At 60.9% G+C, this 15109-nt stretch carries 8 protein-coding genes; 2 read left to right on the plus strand and 6 right to left on the minus strand.

Translation table 11 applies throughout. The annotated features are described in order from the left end of the window. Nucleotides 1-177 precede the first annotated feature (177 nt). Nucleotides 178-537, plus strand: coding sequence for an IclR family transcriptional regulator domain-containing protein (locus HV770_RS11260; RefSeq protein WP_175159510.1), 360 nt, complete (start codon nt 178-180; stop codon nt 535-537). Between the two features lie 183 nt (nt 538-720). Here HV770_RS11260 and HV770_RS11265 read toward each other — a convergent pair whose 3' ends face one another. The 6 genes from HV770_RS11265 to HV770_RS38580 form a co-directional block, all read right to left on the minus strand. Next, on the minus strand, nt 721-2007 hold the full coding sequence (locus tag HV770_RS11265) for an MFS transporter (protein WP_175159512.1): 1287 nt from the start codon (nt 2005-2007) through the stop codon (nt 721-723). Between the two features lie 845 nt (nt 2008-2852). After that, nucleotides 2853-4286 (minus strand): basic amino acid/polyamine antiporter, encoded by a 1434-nt coding sequence (locus HV770_RS11270; RefSeq protein WP_175159514.1) that lies wholly within the window; start codon nt 4284-4286, stop codon nt 2853-2855. 931 nt (nt 4287-5217) lie between these two features. Continuing rightward, nucleotides 5218-6747, minus strand: a complete 1530-nt coding sequence (locus HV770_RS11275; protein WP_175159516.1) for an efflux transporter outer membrane subunit — start codon at nt 6745-6747, stop codon at nt 5218-5220. After that, entirely contained in the window at nt 6734-9805 is a 3072-nt protein-coding gene (locus tag HV770_RS11280) for an efflux RND transporter permease subunit (RefSeq protein WP_175159517.1), read from the minus strand. Before HV770_RS11280 ends, HV770_RS11275 begins: the two co-directional genes overlap by 14 nt. Beyond that, on the minus strand, nt 9802-10788 hold the full coding sequence (locus tag HV770_RS11285) for an efflux RND transporter periplasmic adaptor subunit (RefSeq protein ID WP_246290843.1): 987 nt from the start codon (nt 10786-10788) through the stop codon (nt 9802-9804). The genes HV770_RS11280 and HV770_RS11285 overlap by 4 nt, the downstream gene beginning before the upstream one ends. Before the next feature lie 2028 nt (nt 10789-12816). After that, nucleotides 12817-13125 carry a hypothetical protein gene (locus HV770_RS38580; protein WP_246290845.1) on the minus strand — a complete coding sequence of 103 codons (309 nt, stop codon included), beginning with the start codon at nt 13123-13125 and terminating at the stop codon, nt 12817-12819. Between the two features lie 165 nt (nt 13126-13290). Here HV770_RS38580 and HV770_RS11290 point away from each other — a divergent pair, with 165 nt between their 5' ends. Continuing rightward, nucleotides 13291-14703 (plus strand): esterase/lipase family protein, encoded by a 1413-nt coding sequence (locus tag HV770_RS11290; protein ID WP_246290847.1) that lies wholly within the window; start codon nt 13291-13293, stop codon nt 14701-14703. The last annotated feature ends 406 nt before the right edge of the window (nt 14704-15109 follow it).

Genomic DNA, 15109 nt, shown 5'->3' on the forward strand with positions numbered 1-15109 from the left:
AGAAGCTATGGAGGTTGCGATTCCAGAATGCGTTCGAGTAGCGAATCGCAACATCGTCCATCAGATCCGATTGCCGCCCGAACTTGAGCGTTCCATAGGGCCCATCAATGCCGACATAGGCCTAACGATCGAACAACGTATTTGTTTTGATCAGCGCGCCAGAATTGACATGTGCTGATGGGCGACCTTTCCGAGGCGGAAATCGAAGCGCTTTTCCCCGAGCCAATGCTGCCGACCTACACGCCGCATACCCCTCGTACCGCGAAGGAAGTTTATCAGCGCGCGCAAAAGTATGCGGCGGAAGGCTGTGCGGTCAGTGAGTCGTCGTTCGAACCCGACATCTCTGTGATCAGCGCACCGGTGCGCGACGAAACCCGAATGATCGTCGCCGCGGTGACACTGACGATTGCCAAACCGTTTCTCGAGAAGGCGATGTTCGACCAGGGCCTCGTCGCCCAGGTGAAGCAGGCGCCGGCCGAGTTGTCGCAGAGACTGAACTATCGCGCGGACGCGCCTGAAGAAGTCAGTAAAGCGTGAGAGGTGGCGCGTGCGATTGCGCGCAAAGGACGCTGACTTCGCTGCGAGTGAAACGCCGAGCCCTGAGACGAGCCTTCGGTTCGTCGACGATCTCAACTGCCCAATCGACTGGCCCGGCGTTCGTGGTCCTCGACTCGTCGACACCACGAAACGCTGAGCCAGAACCCGGCGCTCCTCGCGTGTTCACACCGGCGCGCTACGCAGCCGCGCCACGTTCCGCTCACGTACCGTAAGCGCCAAGGCAACCAGCCCAAGCGCCGCGAGCGCACTCGCGACGACGAACGCCGACGAATACCCCGCGCCGTACTGAATCATGAAACCAGTGATGCTCGGCGAGAGAATGCCCGCGAGATTCGCGAGCAAATGCACGAAGCCGCCGGTCGCCCCGATTCGCTCGCGCGGCACGATGTCCTGCAGCAGCGACCAGCAGGCCTGCGGCGTCATGAAGGCGAAGAGGCTCGCAACCGCGATCAGCGTGACGGCAGGCACGAGCGAACTCACGCGCGAGACGAGCATCACGCAGATCGCCGCCATGCCGAGGCCCATCATGATCACGGTCTTGCGCGCAAAGAGAACGTTGCCCGTGCGCTTGTAGAGTCCGTCCGAGATCATGCCGCCCAGCACGAAGCCGAGCGTCGCGCCCAGCCACGGCAGAATACCGACCAAGCTCATGTGCTTGATATCCAGATGCTGGTAGTCGGTCAGGTAGCTCGGCAACCACGAAAGAAAAAAGTACAACACGTAGTTAAACGCGAAGAACGCCATCGCGACGCCGAGCACCGGCAGCGAAAGCAGATAGTGGAAGACACCATGCGACGTGGCGGCCGCGCCAGTAGAGCTCGAAGGCGTCGGTTGACGACCGGCGGCAATCCATTGAGCCTCTTGCTTCGATACCGACGGATGTTCATCCGGCTGATCGCGAAAGCAGCGCCACCAGAACGCCATCCAGACGAAACCGAGTACCGCGATCACCGCGAACGAGACGCGCCAGCTGAATTGCAGCGCAACCAGCCCGACGATCGGCGCCGCGACGGCCGCGCCAAGCGGTTGCCCGGCATTGGTGAGACCAACCGCCCTGCCCGCTTCACTGCGCGGAAACCAGTTGGAAATGGACTTGTTGGTCGTGGTGCCCATGGGCCCTTCGGCGACACCGAACGCGACCCGCGCGACCATGAGCGTGGCGAAGTTGCTGGCGAACGCGGTTGCCCCACAAAACGCGGACCAGAACCCCGCCGCAAGCATGAAGACTTTACGCGGGCCGAATCTGTCGGCAGCCCAACCGCCGACGAAGCAGAACACGCAGTAGCCGATAAAGAAGCTGCTGAAGAGCAGACCCATTTGCGCGTCGTTGATGTGCAAGTCCGCCTTGATGATCGGCGCGACCACGGATAACGCGGCGCGATCCAGATAATTCAGCATGCCGGCAAAGAACAGCAGCGCGGCAACCACCCAACGGTATCGCGACTTCATGGCTTTTCTCCTCACGTGGCCCGGTCGGTGGACTGCGCCTGAACGCATGCGTTGGCCTGGAACGGGAGCGCGGCTTTTTGATGACTGCAGGAGCTTCCGGGCCTGGTGATGCGGGTGGGCTTTGCGCCGGGCTGGACGGTTAGTTTCGCGGCGACTCGAAGGTCGGGACGTGGTGCGGTAGCATCCCAAACCTCGTATGTCGTCGTACATCGTCTGGCAGTTTAAGAGTGCTAGCTGGGCTACGCAAAGTAGTATTTACCCGAGGAAGTCAGCGAAATCTTAACAGAGCTTTCGTTATTTCCTTGGGTTCTCAGCCAGTCCGTCGCTCAATCGGTGTGAACGGACGGCGCCGCTAACAGATATACGACAACGTATAACTAACGGTACGCCAATGCGCCGGATTGCCTCAACGGAACAGGAGAGTCGTGCTCAGGCAGCTACTGACGCCATCCATTCTGGGAAGCTGGCATTGCCGCAGTGCGAAAATCCGCCGCTAAGGCCTCCCTTATGTTTGTGGTGGCGAAATAAACACAGACGGTTAGTTGCATAACTGAGCTTATATTTGTCCAGCCGTTGGAGCCTCGCCGCCTATGCCCTCGATCAGCGAACTCTCGTACTTGCGATCGCCCGACTCCTTGATCGTCCTTAGCACGGGCAGCGAATAGCCCGCGATTGTCGTGGCAAGCGCGATGCTCTCGTCGCGAGAACGGATGGACAACACGATGAAGTGCGATACGTTTCCGAGTGAGGGCGTTCCCGCATAGCGCAGACATCGGCAAGCCTCAACCGACTTTCGATTGCCGGACATGACATGCCGTGCGGCACGACTACGACAACCCGGTAGCTCAGATCACGATCGCTCCGGTTATCAGACCGACCAGCGCGGCGATAGCACCACACACCGCCACCGCGAAAATGATCCACTCGGTTCTAATGAACACCGGCACACGGCGCTCCCGTCTGGCGAGGATGAACAGCACGGTGCCAGGCGCATAGAGCATCGCCGACATCATCAGGAATTTGGCGCCGCCCGCAAATAACAGGAATGCCGTATACAGCGTGGCGAAAGCGGCAATGAAGTATTCCCGGCGCAATACGCTGTGCTGCTCGCCACCCTGTTCGATATCGTGACGCGCGGCCTTGATGCCGAAAGCCGCGACCAGAAAATACGGAATCAGCGCCATCGAACTGGTGAGGTTGATCATCAGCGAAAACGCATCCGTCGACCAATACGTGCTGATCACGAATAGTTGCACCACGGTGCTGGTCAAGCAGATCGCGGCGACCGGCAATTGGCGCTCGTTCTGCTTGGCGAAGATGCGCGGCATCGTGCCCATGCGTGCTGCGGCAAACAGCACTTCGGCGCAAATGAGCGACCAAGCGAGGTACGCGCCGAGAATCGAAATGATCAGGCCGGCGCCGATAAAGACCGTGCCGAACGGACCCAGCAGTGCGCCCAGCACCGCCGCCATCGACGGCTGCCGCATCACGGCGATGTCCGCGCGCGGCAAGGTCGCGTAGGGCAGCAGCGTCACCATCACCAGCAGACACAGGACGGCCGCGAAGCCGTAGAGCGTCGCGGCGCCGACATGCGAACGTTGCCTGGCATAACGTGAATACACGCTTGCGCCCTCGATGCCGACGAATACGAACACGGTGACGAGCATGGTCGCGCGGACTTGCGAGAACAGTCCTGTCGAGAGCGCATCGCCGCTTTCCCAGAAGTTCGCGTGGAACATGTCGGCGCGGAACAGGACGATCAATATGCCGATGAACACGATAATCGGAATGACTTTCGCCACCGTCACGATGGTGTTGATCATCGTGGCCTGCTTTACGCCTCGCAACATCACGAAGTGGAACAGCCATATGCCGACCGACGACACTGCGATCGCAGTCGCCGTATTGCCATCGCCGAATGCCGGGACGAATGCGCCCAGCGTCGATTTGATCAGCACCCAGTACGAGACATTGCCGAAGCACCCTGCCATCCAGTAGCCGAATGCGGAGAGAAAGCCCGCATAGTCGCCGAAGCCCGCTCTCGCGTACGCGAACACGCCGGCGTCGAGTTCGGGCCGCCGTTGCGCCAACGCCTGGAAAACGCGCGCCAATGCATACATGCCGATGCCCGCGATGCACCATGCGATGATCGCGCCGACCGGCCCGGTCGCGCGCGCGAAGTTACGCGGCAGCGAAAAGATCCCTGCGCCCACCATTGATCCGACGACCATCGCGGTCAATGCGGGCAACGACAGTTTCGGCTCGACCTGTGACGCCATTGTTCACCATTCAAGGAGCTGGGGTTCTTTTAGAAGTGGACCAGCGCGGGTGAGCATTGCGCTCCTCTCTGAGCGCTACAGCGCTAGTCCTCCCGAAGTGCGTTTTCTATTGCACCGGAAGAGGCGAATCGGTTCGTCGCATCATGCTGGCCAGCCGGCGTGCAACGTCAAACCGGTTCTCTCGATCAGGCGGTGTTTGTTGTAGTCGGGAATGTCCTCGTCGTCGTCGTTGAAGAGCCGCTTCAGAGAGGCCCGTTTGCACACGCCTGAAGTGTCTTTTCTTCAGCGTCGCGCCTCTAGGCATCATAGGATATCTGCAGCGATATGGTCAGTTGGTTTGCACTCATCCTCCGCCAATCTTGCGGGGAAAAGCAAAGAGCTGTTCTTATCGCGAGCGCCCATTGAAGTCCTCCTGCATCACTTCACGTGACCACCACACGAGACGGCGAGTCTTTGCGAATCCGCTAGCGGAATGCGCCGTACGGTGCATCGACAAACAATGAACTCTTCTGGAGAAGACGGGCCTTCCTGCACCCTCTGCTCCAGCGCATAGCTTGCGATATGCAACGCCTATTTGACATTTCAGAATGAGTGCGACCCGATCGTCCAGAAGCGGATGGAGGTTCGCGAAGCCAACCGCAAGCAACGCGAGGCGAATGCCAAGACGAGGAAGCAGGCCCAACAGCAGCAAGCCCAAGCCAGAGCCGAGCGCAACCAGTCCGTGCAGCAATCGCGTGATCGCGCCACGGCTGCGATGTCCGCATCGGCACCGCAACAAGGGCACGCCATCCGAGGCGGGCAACATTAGGCCGCCCTCGGTCGATTCGACCAATCAGAGAGAACGCCGCTATCGTGGCATCACGGCAACGACGTTTTCACGCGAATCGTCACGCCCGGCAACCTATGGGTTTTTGCCGGCACATCGCCCCAACTACTGACTCGCCGATGGCGCCGGGAACGGCGGCGACGCGCTGATCGCAGAGCCCGCCGGTTGCCAGCCGCCCCCCATCGCGCGGAACAATGCAACCTGAGCCTGCAATTGCCCGACCTCTTCCCGCACGAGCGTCGCCTGGCTTTCGAGCAACGCAAGACGGGCCTGATCGACATCCATCACGCCGATATCGCCCACCGTGAACTGGCGCGTCGTCTTCCTTAGCACCTCGGTGCGTTGTTTGACTTCTTCATTGCGCGCGAGCTGCAACTGTTCCTGCCGCTTCAATCTCGACAGCGCCTGCTCGACATCGAACAGCGCCCCCGATGCGGCTTTTTCATAAGCGTGAAACGCCTGTTGCGCCTGCGCATCCGACGACTCGACCTGCGATTCGCGCGCACCGAAGTCGATCAACGGCAGGGCCGTCGCTGCGCCGAACAGCCAGAATGTGCTGGGCCCGAGACCCTGACCCGCAATGTTCCAGCCGTTGCGCGCGAGCATCGCGCTCAGCGAGAATGTCGGCCAGTAGTTCAGACGCGCGGCATCCGACTGCTTCACGCTCGCGAACAGGCGGTCACGCGCAGCGATCAGATCGGGGCGTCGCATCAGCAGATCGACAGGTTGCCCCGGCGTGATCTCCGGCAGTGGCTTCGGCAAACCGCTGACGGTGCTCAACGTGGCGGCGAGTTCCCCCGGCTGGACCGCGCACAGATTCTCGAGCGCCAGTTGCGAAGCGGCAATGGCCGTCTCGACATCCTGTTGTCGCGCCTCGACCTGCGCAAGCCCTGCCCGAGCCACCTCGATATTCGTGCTCAACCCCACGCCGGCCGTGAAACTTTTCTCTGCAATCCCAACGAAATCTGCGGCGATCTGGTGGCTTTGCGCCAGCAACTCGCGCTGCTGCAACAAGCCACGGTAAGTCATATACAGATCGGCGACCGCACCGATGACGCTCAGCCGCACCGCCTCGGCATCGCCCGCCGCTGCGAGCGTCGACGCACGCGCGGCGGCAAGACGCGCGCGTCCGCGGCCGAATACGTCGATCTCCCATTGCGTCTGAAGACCAATACGCCAGAACTTCGCATCGACATCATTGATCCCGAGAAACTCCTGAAACTCTAGCTGGGTTTCCCCGCCGTGATAACTCGCAGCCTGAGCGCCCACGCCCACTGAAGGCAGCAGTTGGGAGCGCGCGAGGCGTATGCCTGAGCGCGCCTGATCGACGCGCGCGGCCGCAATCGAAATATCGTAGTTGTGCGCGATCGCCGTCTCGATCAACTGGGTCAGCGCCGGGTCGTTGAACTGCGTCCACCACGTCGCCAGCTGTGCGTCGTCGGGCGCGACGTGCGCATCGGCGAGTGCTGGCGACGCTTCGTTGTAGTGCTGCGGAAGCGTCTTCGCCGAGTCGAGTTTCAGCGTACCCGTGCAGCCCGAAGCGATCGCCACGACGATCGACGCCAACGGCAAACGTCGTGCAACAAGTAATGCGAATGGCGATATCGCGCGGTTCCGGTAATCAGGTTTTTCCATGTTGATCCCCGGGTTGCTGGCCTTCTTCCCACTCCGTACCTTTGATCGAGAAGAGCAGCACATAGAGCGCGGGCACCGCGACCATCGTCAGGACCGTTGCGAACGCCAGCCCCGCCATCATCGTGATCGCCATGTCCTTGAAGAATGGATCCCATAGCAGCGGCACCATGCCGAGGATCGTCGTGCCCGCGGCCAGCGCCACCGGCCGCAAACGGCTCATCGAGCCGAAGATCACCGCCTGCATGCGTGGCACGCCGGCGGATACCTGACCATCGATCTCCTCCACCAGCACCACGCCGTTCTTGATCATCATGCCGATGAGGCTGAGCAGCCCGAGCAGCGCCATGAAACCGAACGCGCCACGGAACATCAACAGGCCGATCGTCACGCCGCAGATCGACATCGGCACCACCAGCAGCACCACGAGCGCGGGCTTGAGGCGGCCGAACATGAACAGCACAAGCAGAATCATCCCAAGGAAACCCATCGGCAACTGACGGAACAGACTCTCCTGAGCAATCGTCGACGACTCGTGTTCGCCGCCCCATTCGAAGGTATAACCGGGCGGCAACGGAATCGACTCGATCGAATGCCGCACGCGCTCGAACGCCGCCACGCTGTTGCTGCCGTACGTGACGCCGGCCGAGACGGTCAGCGTGCGAATCCGGTCGTTACGCGAAACAATGCTCTCTTCCGTTTGCGGCGAGACGCCGTCCAGCACGTCGCCCAGCGGCACGTAGCGCTGCTGTCCCGCACTGAAGACCTGCATCGTGAGCAGGCGCTCCATGCCCTGTTCGCTCTCCGGCGCGCGCAGGACGATCGGCAACAGCTGGTCGTGCTCGCGGAAGACACCGGTGGTGATGCCCTCGGTGGCATACGCGAGCACGTCGTTCACCTGGCGTCGAGTCACACCGGCGGAGCGGGCGCGCGAGTCGTCGAATATCGGCCGCACCACGTTGACCGGATTTTCCCAGTCGTCGCGGATCGAGACCATGCCGCCGTCTTTATGCAGGATCGCCTGCGCCTGACGGCTCAACGTGCGCAGCACGCCTGGGTCCGGGCCCATGAAGCGCGCCTGGATCGGCGTGCCGCCGCCCGGACCGAAGCTCGGCCGGCTCACCGTCCAGGTCGCGTCGGGGAAGCGCTTCTCGAGTTCCGCCGTAATCGGCGGGATCATCCCGTCAATATCGCGCTGATCCTTGACCGTGACGATGAATTGCGCGTATCTCGGGTCGCGGGTTTCCGGATCGTAGACGAGAAAGAAGCGCGTCGCTCCGCCGCCGATATAAGTGCCCACATTCGCGACGCCATTTTGCGCGAGCAGGAACTTCTCCGCGCCACGGGTCTTTTCGGCGACCGCACGAATATCGGAGCCAAGCGGCAAACGCATGTCAACATAGAATATCGGCGTCGTCGAGTTTGGAAAAAAACTTTGCTCAACGAAACGAAATCCCCACATGCACACGCCGGTCAGCACCGCCAGAGACACCACCACCGGCACCCGGCGTGCCGCCACCCAGCCTAACAAGCCCCGGTATCGCCGATACAACCGCGAGTCGAACGGATTGGGCTGGTCGCCCTCGTCGGCTTTGAACAGGTAGAAACCGAAAAGCGGCGTCAGTCCGATCGCGATCACCCAACTGAACAGCAGCGAGATCGCCGCCACCGCGAACAGCGATGCGCAAAACTCCCCGACGGCGTCCGGTGAAAGTCCGATGCCCGAAAACGCGAGAATCCCCACGATAGTCGAAGCCAACAGAATCCACTGACCCTGCTGCAGCACCTGGTTGGCGGCGTCAATGTGCGACATGCCCTTCTGCACGCGCACAAGCATCCCCTCGCACACGACGATCGTGTTGTCGGTCAGCATGCCCATCACGATGATCAGCGCGCCTAACGAAATTCGCTGCAACTCGATACCCGCCGCATACATCACGAACAGCGTGCCGACAATCGTCAGGAACAGTTCGACGCCGAGCACCACGCCCGCGCGCCAACCAAGGCCGATGCCCAACGCCACGCCGACGATCGCCACCGCCAGCATCACGTCGAACACGAAGCCCTTGACCGCGTCGTCGACGGCTTCCGGCTGATCGTAAAGCACATGCAGTTCCATCCCGAGCGGCCGGCCGCGCTCCAGCTCCCGCATTTTCGCCTTCACTTGCGCACCGACGTTCACGACGTTCACCCGAGCGCGCGCGCTGATGCCGATCGTGAGTGCGGGTTCGCCGTTATACCGGATCAACGCGTTCGGAATCTTCGCGTAGCCGTAGTTCACGGTCCCGAGATCGCCGAGCAGAACTGGACCGGCGGTCGTGCCCACCGGCAGCGCGCGGACTGCGTCAAGCGAATCCAGCGTGCCCGTGGGCGCGATCCGCATCAGCAGATCCCCCACCCGCTCACGGCCGGCTGAGCGGATTTCGTTTTGCAGGGCGAGCGTCTGCGCGAGATCGTCGGTCGAGAGATTGTTCGCCGCCAGCTTCGCCTGGTCGGCCTCGACCGTGACCTGCTCCTGCTGGTTGCCCGCGATCACGATATCGGCGACATCCGGCAACGTCAGCAATTGCTTGCGCAACTCGCGGGCGTATTCGTAGAGCTGCGCTTGAGAGTAGCCCTTGCCCGTGATCGCGTAGAACATCCCATAGACATCGCCGAACCTGTCGAACACGACCGTCGGGCCTGCACCCGGCGGCAATCGCGGCTGCACGTCGCTCACCTGCCGGCGCAACTCGTCCCACACCTGAGGCAGATCGGCGGACGTGTACCTGTCGCGGATCTGGACACGGACTTCCGAATAACCGGGCATCGACCGCGAGCGCAGAAAGTCGATCTGCTCCATCTGCTGGATCGAGCTTTCAAGCCGGTCGGTCACCTCGTTCTCCACCTCCTTCGCGCTGGCGCCGGGATAGAGCGTGACGACGACCGCGGTCTTGATGGTGAATTTCGGATCTTCGAGCCGCCCGATGTTGAGGTATGCAAAGAGTCCGCCGAACAGCGAGACGAGCGTGATGACCCATGCGATCAACGGCTTTTCGATAAGGGTGCGCGCGAGGTTCATTGATTCACATCCAGAGGCCGCACTGCCTGCCCCTCGGCAACGAACTGCGAGCCGCCCGCCACGACCTTGTCCCCCGCATGCAGATCGCCTGCCACGATAGCGACGCTATTGCGGATCTCACGTAGATCGACCGGCACCGCATGCACCTTGCTCGACGCGGTGTCATAGCGCCATACCCTGTGCTTGCCATCAGGCGTGACAGCAAGCGCGGCGATCGGCACAGAGAGCGCGAGGTTCGCGGCCGGTGCCTGGTTCACGCCGATGCGCACGCGCACTGCCATGCCCGGCAGCAGCGTCAGATTCCTCGGCTGTTTGACGCTGAACAGCAGCCGGTATGAACTCGCGGCGGCAGAACTCTGCGTGGCATGTTCGCGATAGACCAGCTGCAACACGTTATCTGGACGGTCCGGCGTCCACGCCTCGGCACGCAGACCGCTGTTGAGCGGCAGACTTTCGGCGATGCTTTGCGGCAACTCGACGCCGATCTCGATGCGCTCCGCGTTCTCCAGATTGAACACGGGCGCACCGGCCTGCACCATCTGCTGGGTTTCGATCATACGGCGCGCGATCCGTCCGTCGAACGGTGCGATGAGACTGGTATTGCGCAAGTCCCTGTGCGCGAGATCTCGTTGTACTCTGGTGACTTCCAGCGTGGTTTTCAACTGCTCGAACGCGCCCGCCGACAGAATGTTTTCGTCGTGCAGCACAGACTTGCGTTTGAGGTCGTCGGCAAGCTGGGCGTACTGCGCGTCGGCGCGGCGCGCCACCAGTTGAAAGGGCTCAGGATCGATTCTCGCGATCAGTTGCCCCTTGCGCACGCGTGCGCCGTCGAGCACGGCGATCTGGACGACACGCCCGGACACCTCGAAGGCAAGCGAGGAAATGCTGGTCTGCTCGACGCGGCCGGTGAACTCGCGAAGTTCGTTCGCCCCTTCCTGCGTGACAGGCACCAGTTGCACCATGCGCGGCCCGGTGTCGGTCACGGCCTCCTGCTGCCGCCCACATGCACCCAGTAGTCCGAATACCAGAACGATGACTAACCGCGACCGGTACGCCGCCCGCTTTACCCCATGCAGATCGCAGGACCCAACTGCAGGGTGGCTTTCGTGAGCGGACATTCAGGCCTCTCGGTATGGTTGATTCAATGTCGCATGTGCGCGCGATATGAAGACACTTGCCACCTGCCGCCATGCTCCGATCGAAGCCTCACCGAAGACCTCGGCCATGCGGACTGCGGCGCCCTTCCGGCGCCAAGGTCAGGCCCAACGAATCAGACAGGCGATGCGAGGTGAAGGAATGACTGGCGCCTTCGCGCCCGCCGATACTCGTGAGCGCGACAGGTCCGATACGCCGCGCATGATCCGAGAGATCATGCAATGGTCGCTACCGCGTCCTCACTCCGGCTCTGTGTCGACGATCGCCATGGCTTCGGTCCCGCCCTCTACAACAATTAGGTCTATGCGTCGTATTCGGACTATCGAGGCTTGCTCCACCCTGCTTTATATTGTTCATGTCCGTTCCTCGGGCTGAAGGTTTCCTGCCTGTCGCCACACAAGGAAAGTGGCCAGCAACGCTCCGGTCACGGCAAACGCGGAGTTAACCATTCGGCCTGGGAGGCAATGACTGACATGTCGATATTCTTGCTGAGGCGCGATACGACGTCGCCACTCTGACGAAAGATCGCGGCAGACAACGCTGTCCCGTCTTCAGTATGGGAAACACAACCATGCCGGCTAGATTCAACAACGAAAGCTTTTGCGTATCGGTTGTCATAGCAAGAGACGCCGGTTCATTGAGACGAGGCTGCCTGAAAAGTATTTAAGTTCCCAAACAAATCCTTGTCAAGAATTTCCCTGCCACTGCCTTGTCTTGTCGAAATAAAACTTGACGTGCTGAACACTCAGCCAGATTGTTTTTGCTTTTGTCAGCGGTAAGCGCACTTCAAGTATTGCTAGTCGGAAAACTGGCGCGCTCGTATTGCGACCCTCCACGATGGGGTCGTCATGAGTATGTCACCGTCTGCCGTCAAACTGCCAGGTTGTCGAACGCATGCTCATACCACGGGTTTAATGACGGAGCGTCGCGCGCTTTAGCGCATGATGGCTGATCGAAGCTGGCGGCGTCAATTGGTTCGAGATCGACATCGCGAATATACACGTGTGGCCGTGGAGAGCTTTGGCGATCGTTCAATCGCAAAGATGAGCACACCTACTTTTGATATGCCAATCGTGCCCATTAATAAGCGCATGCAGTGCGTTCAAGCGGGACACGTTCTGCACATCAGCCAGGCACATGGGACAACGTGAGCGGTAGGGTTTCGATATCCGAAGAAAAGGCGAACGTCGCATAAGCGTCCGGGCTGTCTTCATTCTTATGGTCATCAAAAGCCAGCGTTACTAAGCGCCCGCTGACTGTCGCTTCTTGCGCAAGCTATTTGCCAGGCGTACAGTACTCTGCGACGAATAATATGCATGAAATCTCGTCGGTCCTGCGCATAAAACAGCGGCTTATAGGCTGATAGACCCTCCATCATTTTGCCCGTTTCACTGGCCAAGCACATCATGGCCTGAGAGATTGGAAAGTCCTGTCGGTGATGCAGCCATGGCAACGGTCCCCAGCAAGACTACGGACTGCGCGTCACCACGCGGACGGGGGCCGGACTGTTCAGTGCTCAAATATGCAGGCGTTGACCTGTCGAGGTCGGCACCGCGCCTCTTCTCATCCTGGCATCCGAACAGACGGACTCCTGCCGGATTTCAGGCGCGACTCTCGCCACGCGCCCGGCGATCCGCATATCAGATCGTCCGCTCGAACAAAGGTGCCGTCAATCCGAAGGCAGCCCGACGCCTTGCAAGGGCGAATGCGCAATGACGCACACGCTCTCACGATGCATACCGCGTTGCTTTACGTTCAGCCTGCTAGTCACCGTTCTCCTGTCCGGCTGCGCCATGGTGCGGGTCAGTTCGCTCGGCCCGCAGCAATACATCGCCATGCGGCGCGGCGATATCCTTTCAACCGGCCGACTCAGCGCGGCGACGCGTGACACCCTGCGCGTCGCGGCTCTCGACGAGGCGCGTTGCCAGCAAGCGCCGCAGGAGTGCATCGATTCGATCACGACCGTTCCGGGAATCAACGTCGATCGCCGTCTCGCCAGTCTGGCCGAGCTTTCCCTCGCGATGGCGATTGCCCAAACACCTGACAACAGCACGGCGTGGAGCGATGCGCGATTCGACTTGTGGCTGAGAACAGCCCGCTATGCGTACGCGTTTCTCTTCCTCGGTCAACGCACGGCGGGTGAACGCGCCTTCGAGGATCGTCAAACGCAGGTTCGCGACTATTACAACTATGCCGTCCAGGAACTGGCCGGCGCGCTATTCCGGCGCGGCGCCCTCGAAACAGATTCGGGCAAAGGCGATCCCTCAACGCAGTTCATCGCGGGCTGGACCATTCATATCGACCTGAGCCGGGTCCGGCTTCCCGAAGGCGTGCGCGAACTGCGCGAGGTGATCCCGGCGTCCAGACTCTCGTTCGCAGGGCTGCGCAGCATCTATCGCCGCGACGGTCTGGGCGCCGAACTTGTCGCCGTCATGAACATCCCCGCGCCGGACGTGAAAGCTTTGCCCGCCTCGGATGCCAGCGCAGACACTGCGTCACGTCCGTCGACCTGGTCAACGCTACCGTCGCGCCCGTTTAGCGAAATGCCGTCGCCGAACGTCACCGTACTTCTTGGCTTCAGCGCAGAGAATCTCGAACAACTGCGCGATGCACATGATGTCGTCTTATCCGTTTACGATCCCTATCGGGAGAAAAGCGTGGTACGGCATGACCAGACCGTGCCGTTGGCGGCCAATTTCAGCGCGGGTTACGGCATCTGGCTCGCGCGTTCGGGCTTTGCCGGACAATCCTTGCGCACACTGTTTGGCCGGGCGCGCGGCATTGATAGCCCCCGTATCTACATGATGCAGCCGTTCGATCCGCAGCGGCGCATCGTTCTGATGTTGCACGGCCTCGCCAGCAGTCCAGAAGCGTGGGTCAATGTCGCGAACGACATTCAGGGTGATGAAATGCTCCGCCAGCACTTTCAGGTGTGGCAGGTCTACTACCCGACCAATGTCCCCATTCTCGTCAGCCTCGCGCGAATTCGCAGAGCGGCGCGACTCACGCTCGAGCATTTCGATCCAACCGGCACGTTGCCGGCTTCGCAGGGAATGGTGCTGATCGGACATAGCATGGGCGGCGTTCTGGCAAGGCTGCTCGTCTCGACCTCCGACGAAGAACTGTGGGCTGCCTTCGAAAAAAAGTATGTGCCCGAGGGCGCCGAGCTCGACCGCGAGGACGAGCGGCTTGATCGCTTGCTGCGCTTTACGCCGATGCCGCAAGTCGAGAGAGCGATTTTCATCGCGGCCCCGCACCGGGGCACGCCCTTTGCCAGCAATCGCATTGCCCGGTGGGCGTCGAACCTGGTGCGCTTGCCGCTCGCCCTTCTGCACGAGTTCGAAGACGTGATGCAGACGGCCACCAACAATGGCGGCGGACCGCTCGAAGGCCAGACCTTCCACGTTCCAAACAGTATTGAACAGTTGCGCGAAACCGATCCGCTCATCCGCGCCACCGCCGAGCTGCCGATCAGCCCGGACGTGTGCTTCCATTCGATTATCGCGAGACGCCGGGCGACGGGTCCGCTCGAGGATTCGAACGACGGAGTCGTGCCTTATCGCAGTGCGCATCTGACGGGCGCAGTCTCCGAGAAGGTGATCGTTTCCGGACACAGTGTTCAGGAAACGCCCGAAGCCATTTTGGAAATCCGGCGGATTCTCCACGAGGATATTGCGGACGTGGCGAGAAGTGGTGAGTCCGGGTTATTCGTGCGCTGTGAGCCGGGGATGGCCGTTCAGTAGAGAGCGGCGTGCGTGTAGGCGTTAAGCGTCGTGGCTCGTTGCGCCATGGTGGGCGGCGGGATGCGGTCTCGTTGCGCGAGGCCTCGTCTAGGCTTGTAGCACTTAGGCAAGTGTCGGCTGTGAGAAAGCGCCATACTGACGTTGGATTGAATTTGCAAACCGGACGGTCGGCAAAACCTGACTCTGCGTATCACGATCTAGCGTGAACAGGCCGGGCTATCAGATAGAGTTCGCAAGCTTCATTTTATTCTGGATTCCTTATCACGTGAGCACGCACAACTTGGCCTTTCGACGAGGCTAGCCATGGCGCGTGGTCTGCGCCTTACGCGCATATCGCGCCATCCCGTCCACGACGCGGCGTCGATCGAGAGCTGCAGCGGTCTTGCCAGCTGATAATGCAAAGGTA

This window comes from Paraburkholderia fynbosensis (assembly GCF_902859935.1).
In the GTDB taxonomy this organism is placed as follows: domain Bacteria; phylum Pseudomonadota; class Gammaproteobacteria; order Burkholderiales; family Burkholderiaceae; genus Paraburkholderia; species Paraburkholderia fynbosensis.